This is a genomic window from Nocardia sp. NPDC050718 (genome assembly GCF_040654235.1).
Taxonomy (GTDB): Bacteria; Actinomycetota; Actinomycetes; order Mycobacteriales; family Mycobacteriaceae; genus Nocardia.
The window spans coordinates 392,733-404,473 of record NZ_JBFAHQ010000003.1 but is presented as its reverse complement, the minus strand read 5'-3'; the positions used below and the strand labels follow the sequence as shown (position 1 = coordinate 404,473).

The 11,741-nt window shown below is 69.1% G+C and carries 13 protein-coding genes; 10 read left to right on the top strand and 3 right to left on the bottom strand.

What is annotated here, in order from left to right; all coding sequences use genetic code 11:
- Positions 1-9: 9 nt before the first annotated feature.
- From AB0H54_RS16300 to AB0H54_RS16280, 5 genes are all read left to right on the top strand, one after another.
- Positions 10-1,017, top strand: a complete 1,008-nt coding sequence (locus AB0H54_RS16300) for an acyl-CoA dehydrogenase family protein (RefSeq protein WP_357346249.1) — start codon at positions 10-12, stop codon at positions 1,015-1,017.
- 13 nt (positions 1,018-1,030) lie between these two features.
- Positions 1,031-2,083, top strand: a complete 1,053-nt coding sequence (locus tag AB0H54_RS16295) for an acyl-CoA dehydrogenase family protein (RefSeq protein ID WP_357346248.1) — start codon at positions 1,031-1,033, stop codon at positions 2,081-2,083.
- 118 nt (positions 2,084-2,201) lie between these two features.
- Positions 2,202-2,654, top strand: a complete 453-nt coding sequence (locus tag AB0H54_RS16290; protein WP_355270798.1) for a MarR family transcriptional regulator — start codon at positions 2,202-2,204, stop codon at positions 2,652-2,654.
- A 23-nt stretch (positions 2,655-2,677) separates the two neighbouring features.
- On the top strand, positions 2,678-3,928 hold the full coding sequence (locus AB0H54_RS16285; protein ID WP_357346609.1) for an MFS transporter: 1,251 nt from the start codon (positions 2,678-2,680) through the stop codon (positions 3,926-3,928).
- A gap of 101 nt (positions 3,929-4,029) precedes the next feature.
- The gene (locus tag AB0H54_RS16280; protein WP_357346247.1) at positions 4,030-4,779 is read left to right on the top strand and encodes a DUF427 domain-containing protein; all 750 of its coding nucleotides are present in this window, start codon (positions 4,030-4,032) and stop codon (positions 4,777-4,779) included.
- Here AB0H54_RS16280 and AB0H54_RS16275 read toward each other — a convergent pair whose 3' ends face one another.
- Both AB0H54_RS16275 and AB0H54_RS16270 read right to left on the bottom strand, forming a co-directional pair.
- Positions 4,780-5,112, bottom strand: coding sequence for a hypothetical protein (locus tag AB0H54_RS16275; protein WP_357346246.1), 333 nt, complete (start codon positions 5,110-5,112; stop codon positions 4,780-4,782).
- A 2-nt stretch (positions 5,113-5,114) separates the two neighbouring features.
- Positions 5,115-6,293: a Rieske 2Fe-2S domain-containing protein gene (locus AB0H54_RS16270; protein WP_355270792.1), complete on the bottom strand. Its 1,179-nt coding sequence runs from the start codon at positions 6,291-6,293 to the stop codon at positions 5,115-5,117.
- 194 nt (positions 6,294-6,487) lie between these two features.
- Here AB0H54_RS16270 and hsaA point away from each other — a divergent pair, with 194 nt between their 5' ends.
- The 5 genes from hsaA (at position 6,488) to AB0H54_RS16245 (ending at position 10,668) form a co-directional block, all read left to right on the top strand.
- The gene (gene hsaA / locus AB0H54_RS16265; RefSeq protein ID WP_355270790.1) at positions 6,488-7,651 is read left to right on the top strand and encodes a 3-hydroxy-9,10-secoandrosta-1,3,5(10)-triene-9,17-dione monooxygenase oxygenase subunit; all 1,164 of its coding nucleotides are present in this window, start codon (positions 6,488-6,490) and stop codon (positions 7,649-7,651) included.
- Positions 7,652-7,654: 3 nt separating this feature from the next.
- The gene (gene hsaD / locus AB0H54_RS16260) at positions 7,655-8,527 is read left to right on the top strand and encodes a 4,5:9,10-diseco-3-hydroxy-5,9,17-trioxoandrosta-1(10),2-diene-4-oate hydrolase (RefSeq protein WP_355270788.1); all 873 of its coding nucleotides are present in this window, start codon (positions 7,655-7,657) and stop codon (positions 8,525-8,527) included.
- Positions 8,524-9,429 (top strand): iron-dependent extradiol dioxygenase HsaC, encoded by a 906-nt coding sequence (gene hsaC / locus AB0H54_RS16255; RefSeq protein ID WP_355270786.1) that lies wholly within the window; start codon positions 8,524-8,526, stop codon positions 9,427-9,429. The genes hsaD and hsaC overlap by 4 nt, the downstream gene beginning before the upstream one ends.
- Positions 9,430-9,446: 17 nt before the next feature.
- Positions 9,447-10,022 carry a 3-hydroxy-9,10-secoandrosta-1,3,5(10)-triene-9,17-dione monooxygenase reductase subunit gene (gene hsaB, locus AB0H54_RS16250; RefSeq protein ID WP_019044727.1) on the top strand — a complete coding sequence of 192 codons (576 nt, stop codon included), beginning with the start codon at positions 9,447-9,449 and terminating at the stop codon, positions 10,020-10,022.
- 100 nt (positions 10,023-10,122) lie between these two features.
- Complete coding sequence (locus tag AB0H54_RS16245; RefSeq protein WP_357346245.1) at positions 10,123-10,668, top strand: YdeI/OmpD-associated family protein; 546 nt, start codon at positions 10,123-10,125, stop codon at positions 10,666-10,668.
- A 148-nt stretch (positions 10,669-10,816) separates the two neighbouring features.
- On the opposite strand, the gene AB0H54_RS16240 is transcribed toward AB0H54_RS16245, so the two are convergent.
- On the bottom strand, positions 10,817-11,659 hold the full coding sequence (locus AB0H54_RS16240; protein WP_357346244.1) for a GNAT family N-acetyltransferase: 843 nt from the start codon (positions 11,657-11,659) through the stop codon (positions 10,817-10,819).
- Positions 11,660-11,741: the final 82 nt, after the last annotated feature.

The following is an 11,741-nucleotide window of genomic DNA, read 5'->3' as shown; positions in this document are numbered from 1 at the left end:
AGGCCTGCGATGAAGTTCGCCCTCAGCACCGAACAACTCGATTTCGCCGCCGAACTGCGCAAGGTCCTCGACGCCGCGCAGGTGCCCGCCGCGACCCGCGCCTGGGCCGCCGGCGACACCGCCAAGGGCACCGCGCTGCTGCGCCAGGTGGCCGAGATGGGCGCCTTCGGCCTGATCGTCGACGAGCAGTACGACGGCGCCGAGGCCACCCCGGTGGACCTCGTCGTCGCGCTCGTCGAGCTTGGCCGGGCCGCCGCGCCGGGCCCGGTGATCGAATCGGCCGCGGTGATTCCGGCGCTGTTGCAGCGGCTTCCGAACACCGAGCCCGCGCGGCGGTGGCTGCCCGCGCTCGCGGGCGGCGCGCTGCTCGGCACCGTCAGCTTCGGCACTCCGCAGCGCGGCATCGCGCTCGACGCCGATGCCGCCGACCTGGTGCTGGTCGCCGACGGCGGCGCGCTGGCCGTCGGGCGGCGCACCGCGGCGGGACCGCTCGCCTCGATCGACCCGGCGCGCAAGCTGTTCCAGGTCGAGGCCGACGAGGCCGTGGCCGACGATGCGCGCGACGCCATCGACTACGCCTTCGACCTCGGCGTCCTCGCCTGTGCCGCGATGCTGCTCGGCGCGGGCCGCGCACTGCTCGACCAGACCACCACCTACGCCAAGCAGCGCAAGCAGTTCGGCCGCGCGATCGGTGAATTCCAGGCGGTCAAGCAGCAGCTCGCGGACGTGCTGATCGCGCTGGATCTGGCCGAGCCGCTGCTCTACCGCGCCGCCCTCACGCTGGACTCCGACGATCGCGCGCGCGATGTGTCGGCGGCCATCGTGGCCTGCGGCGATGCCGCCCACCGCGCCTCCAGGGCCGGTCTGCAGGTGCACGGCGCCATCGGCTACACCGCCGAATGCGACCTGTCGCTGTGGATCACCAAGGTGGCGGCCCTGCGCACCGCCTGGGGCACCGCCGATTTCCACCGCGGCCGCATCGCCGACGCCCTGCGCGCCGCGCCCGCCGCGGGCTGATCGAAGGAATCTCATGTCATCGAATGAACTGCTCGAATTCCGCACCTCCGTCCGCGCCCTGCTGGCCAAGCACGCCACGCCGGCCGCGGTGCGCGCCGCCATGGACACCGACCTCGGGTACGACCCGAAGCTGTGGACCATGCTGTGCGAGCAGGTCGGGGTCGCCGCGCTCGCGGTGCCGGAGGAGTGGGGCGGCGCGGGCGCGGGCCTGGTCGAATCACTGATGGTGGTCGGCGAATTGGCCCGCACGCTGGCCGGTGTCCCGATGCTCGGTTCCGCCGTACTCGGCGTGCAGGCGATCCTGCTCTCGGGCGACGAGCAGGCCTGCGCCCGGCTGCTGCCCGACCTCGCCGATGGCTCGCGCACGGCCGCGCTGTGCTGGGCCGACGCCGCGGGCTGGGACGCTTCCGGCGTCACCGCGAGCGACGGAAAGCTCAACGGCGCGGCGCATTACGTGCTGCACGGCGCCCAGGCCGACCTGCTGCTGGTCCTCACCGACGACGGCCTGTACGAGACGACGGCCGACGCGGCGGGCGTGGTCGTCGCCCCGACGCCCGCCCTCGATCCGACCCGCGAGCTGGCCGTCATCGCCTTCACCGACACCCCGGCGACGCGGATCGGCACGGCCGACCCGGCGGCCCTGCGCACCCGGCTGCGCGAGATCGCCTGGGCGGCGCTGGCCGCCGAGCAGGTCGGCGCGGCCAGGCGCTGCCTGGAGATGACGGTGGAGTACACCGCATCGCGCGTGCAGTTCGGCAGGCCGATCGGCAGCTTCCAGGCCCTCAAGCACCGGATGGCCGATATGTACGTGCTGGTGGAGTCGGCCGAGTCGACGGCGCTGGCCGCCGCCCAGGCCGTGGCGGAGAACAGCGCCTCGGCCGCCGAGGACGTCTACGTCGCGCGCAAGCACTGCACCGAGACCTTCTCGCACGTGGCCGCCGAGACGATCCAGCTGCACGGCGGCATAGCCATCACCTGGGAGCACGACGCCCACCTGTATTTCAAGCGGGCGCACGCCACCGCCGAGCTCTTCGGCACCGGCCGTCGCCCGGTCGCGGCCGCCTGATCGCATCCCATCGAAAGCCCTGGTCGCGCCCCCGCGGCCGGGGCTTTCGGCGTCTGTGCGAGAGGTCACCGGAGCGACCCCTGGAATTAGATAGTTAGCTTATGCAATAATGTTGTTCGTGCAGCAGACAGAGCAGCCATCCCCGGACGACATCGTGGTCGACCTGTTGGTCACTGCCGGTCGGCTCACCCGGCTCGCCGGGGCGATCAGCGACGACGATCTGCCCCGCGCGGTCCTGCGTGCCCTCGCCGTGCTCGACGAGCACGGCGGGCTGCGGGTCAGCGACTTCGCCCGGATCGATCGATGTTCCCAACCGGCGGCAACGGCGCTGATCGGTCGGCTCGTCGCCGACGGCTTCGCCTCCCGCAGCAGGGACCCGCAGGACTCCAGGGCGGTTCTCATCGAACTGACCCCGGCGGGCCGGAACCGCCTCGTCGAGGCCAGACGCGCCTTCGCGGCCGCCGTGGCTCCCGGACTCGCCGACTTCGATCTCGATCGCCTGATCCGGCTCGACACCGACATGAACGACCTGCTGACAGCCCTGCGTGCGGTTGCCCGCGGTCATCAGTGATGCAACCAGGAGCGCCAGTGAGCATTCCCCAGTTGACTCGCGCCGACGACACCGCCGCCGCAGCCACCACCACCCCGTCCGGACAGCCCAAGGCCGTCTGGGCCGTCGCCTTCGCGAGCGTGATCGCGTTCATGGGCATCGGCCTGGTCGACCCCATCCTCAAGCCGATCGGCGAACAGCTGCACGCGAGCCCGTCGCAGGTCTCGCTGCTGTTCACCAGCTATATGGCCGTCACCGGCGTCGCCATGCTGATCACCGGCGTCATCTCCAGCCGCTTCGGCGCCAAGAAGACGCTGCTGTCCGGCCTGGCGATCATCGTGGTGTTCGCCGCGCTGGCGGGCATGTCGAGCACGATCGGCGAGATCATCGGGTTCCGCGCGGGCTGGGGCCTGGGCAACGCGCTGTTCATCGCGACGGCGCTGGCCACCATCGTCGGCGCGGCCACCGGCGGTGTCGCCAAGGCGATCATCCTCTACGAGGCCGCGCTGGGGATCGGCATCGCCACCGGCCCGCTGCTGGGCGGCCTGCTCGGCGGGATCAGCTGGCGCGGACCGTTCTTCGGGGTCTCGGTGCTGATGGCCGTCGCGTTCATCGCGATCGTCGTGTTGCTGCCCGAGATGCCCAAGCCCGCGAAGCCGACCTCGATCACCGCGCCGTTCAAGGCACTGCGGCACCGGGGTCTGCTGACCGTGAGCATCACCGCGCTGCTCTACAACTTCGGCTTCTTCACCCTGCTCGCCTACACCCCGTTCCCGCTGGACATGGGCACCTACGCGATCGGCTTCATCTTCTGCGGCTGGGGCATCCTGCTCGCGCTGGCCTCGGTGTTCCTTGCGCCGAGACTGCAGGCGCGCTTCGGCACCCTGCCGATGATGGCCCTGTCGCTCGGCCTGTTCGCGGTCGATCTGGCCGTGATGGGCATGTTCACCGAGCACAAGGTCGTGCTGGTCGTCGGCGTCGTCATCGCCGGCCTGTTCCTCGGCGTGAACAACACGCTGATCACCGAGGCCGTGATGATCACCGCGCCGGTCGAGCGCTCCACCGCGTCGGCGGCCTACAGCTTCGTCCGGTTCGCCGGTGGCGCCGCGGCGCCGTGGGTGGCGGGCAAGCTCGGCGAGCACAGCGTCTCGCTGCCGTTCTGGCTCGGCGCCGCCTTCACCGCCGCCGCCGTCGGCGCGCTGTTCGTCGGCCGCAACGCATTGGCCCACATCGACGAGCACGACCCGGCGCCGCACAGCGTCGAGGAAGCACAGGCCATCACCGTCGGCGACTGACCAGCCCGCCCTCGGTGACCCCGAGCGCCTCCGGAGCCATGAGCACCGGGGGCGCTCGTGTGCGCGGTCCGCGTTCACCCGGCGGGCGTAGCGTCGCCCCCATGAGCGATGACAAGCGCGGACGCGTCCGAGTCGAGGCATCACAGAAGCGGGTAAGGGCTTATCTCGGTGGCCGATTGGTGGCCGATACGCTGCGGCCACTGCTCGTCTGGGAGATCCCGTACTACCCCACCTACTACGTCCCGCTCACCGACGTGCACGCCGACCTGGAGCCCAACGGCATCAGCGAGCACTCCCCCAGCCGGGGCGAGGCCACCGGCTACGACGTGGTCGTCGACGGCGTGCGCGCCGACGCGGCGGCACAGCGGTATCCGGACTCGCCGCTGCCGGATCTCAACGACGCCGTCCGCCTGGATTTCGCCGCATTCGACTGGTTCGAGGAGGACGAGCTGATCATGGTCCATCCCCGCGACCCGTACTCACGCGTCGACATCCTCGCCAGCACGCGACAGGTGCGGGTGGAGATCGACGGCGTCACCGTCGCCGACTCCACCTCACCGCGCATCCTGTTCGAAACCGGCCTGCCCGCACGGTATTACCTGCCGCTGCCGGATGTCCGGATGGATCTGCTGACCGCCTCCGACACCCACACCAGCTGCCCGTACAAGGGCACCGCCGACTACTGGAACGTCGAGATCGACGGCACCGAACACCGCGACATCGTGTGGATCTATCGCACGCCGCTGCCGGAGAGCCAGAAGATCGCCGGCCTGGCGTGCTTCTACAACGAGAAGGTCGACATCTACCTCGACGGCGTCCGGCAGGACCGGCCGCACACCCCGTTCAGCTGATCATTCGGGGATCTCGAGCACGCCCTCGTCGACCGCCCACTTGATGGACTTCTCCAGCGACGGGCACGATTCCGGCCTGCCCGGCCGGGCACCGTGCGCGCTGAGCTGGGCGAAGACCGGGCAGTGCGTGTCCGGTCGTTCGGTCCACTGCACCGAGGTCTGGTGCGCGCTGGACTTGCGCACCAGCACCTCGGCGGAACAGGCCTGACACCGCACCGGTGTCAGGCCGTCGTCCAGGTAGTGCTGTTTGTCGACCGTGGTCTGGGCCCGCACCGCGGCCTGCCGCACGGGCTGATCGGCGAAATCGGGGGCTTTGGCCCAGGTCGGTGACATGGTTACACGCCCGCTTCGGCTTCTGCCTCGGCCTTGCGGCGCAGGTTCTCCGCCACCTCGGCCTCCCAGGCCTGGTTGGCCTTGGTGGTGTCGACCTCGAACTCGAAGCGCTGGGTCATCTTCTCGGTGACATCGGCGGCATCGACGTAGAACTGCTCGTACCAGCGGCGCAGCTGGTAGACCGGGCCGTCCTCCTCGCACAGCAGCGGGTTCTCGACCTTGGACTTGTGCTTCCAGATCTCGACGTCCTGGAGGAAGCCGTCGCCGAAGAACTCGGTCATCGAGGCCGCCAGCTTCTCGGCGGTCGCGTCGTCGATGCCCTTGGGCTTCTCCACGGCCAGGCCATATTGCAGCACGAACTCGTCCTGGCTGACCGGGTAGTGGCAGTTGATCAGCACGACCTTGATCTCGTACCCGCCGTAGATGTTGACCAGCGGATTGATCATGTAGGACGGGCCGAAGTAGGACGCTTCCGACTTCAGCAGCGTCTCGCCGCCGTACTTGGCGGCCATGCCGATGTCGGGCCTGCCCTTGGTCTCCAGGAACTGCGTCGCCACATGCCCCTCGAAGACGTTCTTGAAGTACGTCGGGAAGGCATAGTGGATGTAGAAGAAGTGCGCCATGTCAACGACGTTGTCGATGATCTCGCGGCAGTTGGAGCCCTCGATGCGCATCGTGTTCCACGTCCACGGCGTCCAGCCGCTGTCATGATCCTCGCGCGGGTTGCCCTCGGAGTCCGTGTAGGGACCCTCGATGTGCGGGATCGTGACGTCGGCGGGCGGCTCGTTGCCCTCGTGGTCGTGCCAGATGAACAGCTGGCCGTTGCGCTCGAGCGTCGTCCACTTCCGGGTGCGCGCCAGCGGCGGAACGCGGCGCGCGTAGGGGATCGACGTGCACTTGCCGCTGGCGCCCCAGCGCCAGTCGTGGAACGGGCAGGCGATGTCGTCGCCCTTGACCGTGCCCATGCTCAGGTCGCCGCCCATATGCCTGCAGTAGGCGTCGAGCACGCGGATCTCGTCATTGGTGTCGGTCCACACCACGAGCTTGGTCCCGAAGATCTCGATCGCGTGCGGCTTGCCGTCGCGGAAGGTCTTCGTGAGGCCGACACAGTGCCAGCCGCGCGCAAACCTGGTCGGCGTTGTACCGACATCGAGTTCCCTCACCTTGGGGTTGACTGCCATCCCGAACCCTCCTTCTTCACTAGAACACGTTACAAAACGAGGGCGCTTCACGCCAGCTATCCAGCGAACTTCGCTCCGAGCCCCTGTTATATCCGAGGTAGGGCGATCTTCTCGACAGAAATGAGAACCTGTTCTAATCTCAGAGTCGAACAAGAACCGGTTGTCGATCCGACAAGGCAGGAGCGGGCTCCGAAATGACGCAAGAAGTGACCGAACGGGTCGAGGCACTGCTGCCGACACTGCGTGAACGTGCGCAGGAGGCCGAAGACCTGCGCCGCATTCCCGACGAATCCATGAAGGCGCTGCAGGAGACCGGGTTCTTCCGGCTGCTCCAGCCCAAGCAGTGGGGCGGCCACGCCGCCGATCCGGTCGTCTTCTACGACACGGTCCGCAAGATCGCCAGCGCGTGCGGCTCCACCGGCTGGGTGGCCGGCATCATCGGCGTGCACAACTGGCACCTCGCGCTGTTCGACCAGCAGGCCCAGGAAGACGTCTGGGGCGAGGACACCGACGTGCGGATCTCCTCCTCCTACGCCCCGATGGGCGCGGGCCAGGCGGTCGACGGCGGCTACATCGTGCGCGGCTCGTGGGCCTGGTCCTCGGGTTCCGATCACGCCACCTGGGCCGTCCTCGGCGGACCGGTGATCAAGAACGGCAAGCCGGTCGACTTCGGCTCCTTCCTGATCCCGCGCTCGGACTACCGCATCGACGATGTCTGGAACGTCGTCGGCCTGCGGGGCACCGGCTCCAACACCGTGGTCGTCGAGGACGTCTTCGTCCCGTCGCACCGCTTCCTGAGCTTCCGCGCGATGAGCGAGGGCCGCGCGCCCGGCCTCGAGCAGAACACCGACGCGGTGTTCAAGATGCCGTGGGGCACCATCCACCCCACCACCATCTCCACCCCGATCGTCGGCATGGGCTACGGCGCCTACGAGGCGCACGTCGAGCACCAGGGCAAGCGCGTGCGCGCGGCCTTCGCCGGCGAGAACGCCAAGGACGATCCGTTCGCCAAGGTGCGCGTCGCCGAGGCGGCCAGCGACATCGACGCCGCGTGGCGTCAGCTCTCGGGCAATGTCGCCGAGGAGTACGCGCTGCTGCAGGCGGGCCAGGAAGTGCCGTTCGACCTGCGCGTGCGGGCTCGCCGCGACCAGGTCCGCGCGACCGGCCGGGTGATCGCCTCGATCGACAAGCTCTTCGAGTCCTCGGGTGCCACCGCCCTGGCCAACGGCACGCCGCTGCAGCGCTTCTGGCGCGACGCGCACGCGGGCCGGGTGCACGCGGCCAACGATCCCGAGCGCGCCTACGTCATGTACGGCACGCACGAGTTCGGCCTGCCCGTCACCGACGCCATGGTGTAGCCGATGACCCAGACCGCTGAACTCACCTACGAATCGACCTCCCGCTACGCGCAGGTCACCCCCGAACTGAAGCTGCACTACCACGAGGCGGGCGTCGGCAACGGCCCCACGATCGTGCTGCTGCACGGCGGCGGGCCCGGCGCCTCGGCGTGGTCGAACTTCGCCCGCAACATCCCGGTGCTGGCCGAGAACTTCCACGTGATCGCGCTCGACCAGCCCGGTTTCGGCAAGTCCGACAAGCCGGTCGACCACCCGCAGTACTTCGTGCACGCGTCCACCGCGCTGCTCGCGCTGCTGGATCACCTGCAGATCACCGATCGGGTGCACCTGCTGGGCAATTCGCTCGGCGGCGGCACCTCGGTGCGCTTCGCCCTGGACAACCCCAAGCGCGCGGGCAAGCTCGTGCTGATGGGCCCCGGCGGGCTGAGCACCAACCTGTTCGCGCCCGACCCGACCGAGGGCGTCAAGCTGCTCTCGGCCTTCAGCTACGCGCCGACCAGGGAGAACCTGGAGAAGTTCCTGCGGATCATGGTCTTCGACCAGTCGCTGATCACCGAGGAACTGATCGACGAGCGGTTCGCCCTGGCGAGCACGCCCGAATCGCTGGCCGCGGTCCGCGCGATGGGCAAGTCCTTCGCCGGCGCCGACTTCGAGAAGGGCATGCTCTGGCGTGACGCGTACAAGCTGCGTCAGCCCGTGCTGCTCATCTGGGGTCGCGAGGACCGGGTGAACCCGCTCGACGGCGCGCTGGTGGCCACCAAGGTCATCCCGCGCGTGCAGCTGCACGTCTTCGGTGGCTGCGGCCACTGGGCGCAGCTGGAGAAGTTCGACGAATTCAACCGGCTCACGGTCGATTTCCTCGAGGAGAAGCAATGAGTATCCGCGCCCTGGGCTACATGCGCATCGAGGCCACCGACATGGCGGCCTGGCGCGAGTACGGCCTGAAGGTCCTCGGCATGATGGAGGGCACCGGGCTGAACCCCGACGCGCTCTACCTGCGCATGGACGATTTCGCCGCCCGCCTGGTGATCGTCCCCGGTGAGCAGGACCGGCTGCTGGTCTCGGGCTGGGAGGTCACCGACGGTCCCGGCCTGCAGCGGCTGCGGGAGACCCTGGACAAGGCCGGGGTCGCCTTCACCGAGGGCACCAAGGAAGAGCTGGGCGAGCGCCGCGTCGAGGGCATGATCCGGTTCCAGGATCCGTCCGGGAACACCCTCGAGGCGTTCTACGGCGCGCAGTACCTGGGCCGCCGCTTCGTCAGCCCCTACGGCCACAAGTTCGTCACCGCCGAGCAGGGTCTGGGCCACGTGGTGCTGACCTGCACCGACGATGCCGCCGCGCAGGCGTTCTACCAGGACGTCCTCGGCTTCCGGCTGCGCGACTCCATGCGGCTGCCACCGCAGATGGTCGGCCGTCCCGCCGACGGCGACCCGGCCTGGCTGCGCTTCTACGGCTGCAACCCGCGCCATCACGCGCTGGCGTTCCTGCCGCTGCCGAACCCGACCGGCATCGTGCACCTGATGGTCGAGGTGGAGAACTCCGACGACGTCGGCCTCTGCCTGGATCGCGCGTACCGCAAGAAGGTGAAGATGTCGGCCACCCTCGGCCGGCACATCAACGACAAGATGCTGTCCTTCTACATGAAGACTCCCGGCGGATTCGACATCGAATTCGGCTGTGAGGGACTCGAAGTCGACGACGACGACTGGATCGCGCGCGAATCGACCGCGGTCAGCCTGTGGGGTCACGACTTCACCGTCGGATTCAAGCAGCAATAGGAATGGCGGCGAGGGACATGACCGAACAGACACCGGCGATCGACGGCCGGCAATTCCGTAATGTGCTGGGGCAGTTCTGCACCGGCATCACCGTGATCACCGCGCTCGATCCGGCGGGCGAGCCGATCGGCTTCGCCTGCCAGTCCTTCGCCGCCCTCTCCCTCGACCCGCCCCTGGTGCTGTTCTGCCCCACCAAGGGGTCGCGCTCCTGGGCGGCGATCGAGGCGGCGGGCAAGTTCTGCGTGAACGTGCTCGCCGAGGCACAGCAGCCGACCTGCGCGCGCTTCGGCTCGCGGGAGACCGACAAGTTCGCCGGAGTCGCCTGGCACACCTCCGAATTGGGGGTTCCGGTGCTCGACGAGTCGCTGGCCACCATCGAGTGCACCGTCGACTCCGTCGTCGACGGCGGTGACCACTACATCGTCATCGGCCGGGTGCACGCCCTGTCGGAATCGGAGACCACCAACGGTCGTCCGCTGCTGTTCTACCGGGGCCAGTACACCGGCATCGAGCCCGACAAGACCACCCCCGCGCCCTGGCGCGCGGACCTGGACCATTTCCTCACGACCACCAGCCTCGACACCTGGCTGTGAGTCCCGCGGGTGCGGCCGCCCACACAATGCGCGGCCGCACCCGTTTCTTTCGCTTTTAAGTGCTCATTCGGTGAGCACTTTGCGGCGGATCATGGTTCGTATGACCATCGACTACATCACCTGCGCCGAAGCGAGCGACTGGGATTCGTGGCTGGCCGCCCATCACGACACCGCCGGTGAGGTCTGGGTGCGGATCGCCAAGAAGGGCGCCCCCGACCCGTCGGTGACGATCACCGAAACCCTCGACGGCGCGCTCTGCTACGGCTGGATCGACAGCCATCGCCGCGGCCTCGACGCCCATCACTACCTGCAGCGTTACTCCCCGCGCCGGGCGCGCAGCCCGTGGTCGCAGGTCAATGTGGCCAAGGCCGAGGCGCTCATCGCGGCGGGCCGGATGCGCCCCGCCGGATTCGCGGCCATCGAAGAAGCCGTCGCCGACGGACGCTGGGCGGGCGCGTACGAACGCCAGCGCACCGCCGAGACACCCGCCGACCTCGTCGCCGCACTCGCCGACGCACCCGAGACACAAGCCGCTTACGCCGCGCTCGGCCGCTCCGATCAGTACCGGCTTTTCCTGCCGATCCTCAAGGCGACGACCCCGGCCGAACGTGCGACGCGAGTCGCCCAGGCCGTCAGCGCCCTGTAGCGCAACGCGATTGCTGTGCCGAGCGCTACCAGCGTCGAAGCGCTGCCGGTACGCAGGCTGGGGCTGTCGGCCACACCGAGCGAGCGGTGCACGGGCCCGCCGCCGCCGGAGTGTTCGCACCGTGGGGGCTGACCATGCGCCCGGCCCGTCAGACCTCTTTGACCAATACCGCGCGGGTGTAGAGCAGCGAAAACCCTCTGCCCTGCGCATTCTGTTGCGACTTGGAGCCCGGCTGGGTTGTGATCACCGCGAGGTCGCAGCCCGCTGCCGCCGCCTCCGTCAGGCGCGCCGACAGCAGCGCGGTCTGCACCCCGCGCCTGCGGTGCGCGGGCAGCGTCGCCGCACCCGCGAGAGCGGCGACGCCACCGTCAGTCCGCATGCTCGCCCCACCGGCAGGCACCCCGTCCCGATAGGCGAGATAGCGACGGGTGTCACCGGTGGCGGCCATATCCCGCATCACGGCGGCGAGCGCTTCCCGCGGAAACTCCTCGTGCGACGGGACACCCTCGTCATCCGGATGCGCGAACCCGTCGACGACGACATCGAGCCACTGCTCGAGCCCATCCCCCGCGTCCCGCCGCACCTCGACGTCGGCAGACCCCGCCCATCGTCGCCCGCCCAGCTCCGTCCCCAGCACATTCTCGAACGACACCAACCGATACCCCCGCCCGGTCAACTCGGCCCCGATCCGCGGATCCCCCAACTGCGCCAGCTCCACCTGCACCGGCACCCCCACCGCCGCATACGCGCCCTCGATCTCCGCCCACTCCCCCGCCGAAGGCACCCCACCGAACCCGACCCCCACCACCTTGTTCAACGGCGACCCCACCTCCGCGAAACACGCCGCCCCACCAGCGAACTCCCGCACGAACCCACCCGACCCCCGCCCCACCGCCAACCGCGTCGCCCCCACAATGGCATCCGCCTCCAGCCGCTCGACCCGAGCCGCCATCGCACCCCCACAGAACAACGTCCCCAAGTCATCACTCATGAACCACTTATATCCCCCCTGTCCAGCACTTTTCGCGAACCGAGGTGTTCCGTGAGCAGCGCCCGACAGGCCGCTTGCAGCG

Bases quoted from the DNA above. Each gene is read 5' to 3' on its own strand.
- AB0H54_RS16275 (WP_357346246.1), bottom strand. From the start codon at position 5,112: ATGTCACCGACCTGGGCCAAAGCCCCCGATTTCGCCGATCAGCCCGTG.
- AB0H54_RS16280 (WP_357346247.1), top strand. From the start codon at position 4,030: ATGAGCGATGACAAGCGCGGACGCGTCCGAGTCGAGGCATCACAGAAG.
- AB0H54_RS16295 (WP_357346248.1), top strand. From the start codon at position 1,031: ATGTCATCGAATGAACTGCTCGAATTCCGCACCTCCGTCCGCGCCCTG.
- AB0H54_RS16270 (WP_355270792.1), bottom strand. From the start codon at position 6,293: ATGGCAGTCAACCCCAAGGTGAGGGAACTCGATGTCGGTACAACGCCG.
- hsaA (WP_355270790.1), top strand. From the start codon at position 6,488: ATGACGCAAGAAGTGACCGAACGGGTCGAGGCACTGCTGCCGACACTG.
- hsaB (WP_019044727.1), top strand. From the start codon at position 9,447: ATGACCGAACAGACACCGGCGATCGACGGCCGGCAATTCCGTAATGTG.
- AB0H54_RS16240 (WP_357346244.1), bottom strand. From the start codon at position 11,659: ATGAGTGATGACTTGGGGACGTTGTTCTGTGGGGGTGCGATGGCGGCT.
- AB0H54_RS16300 (WP_357346249.1), top strand. From the start codon at position 10: ATGAAGTTCGCCCTCAGCACCGAACAACTCGATTTCGCCGCCGAACTG.
- hsaD (WP_355270788.1), top strand. From the start codon at position 7,655: ATGACCCAGACCGCTGAACTCACCTACGAATCGACCTCCCGCTACGCG.
- hsaC (WP_355270786.1), top strand. From the start codon at position 8,524: ATGAGTATCCGCGCCCTGGGCTACATGCGCATCGAGGCCACCGACATG.
- AB0H54_RS16245 (WP_357346245.1), top strand. From the start codon at position 10,123: ATGACCATCGACTACATCACCTGCGCCGAAGCGAGCGACTGGGATTCG.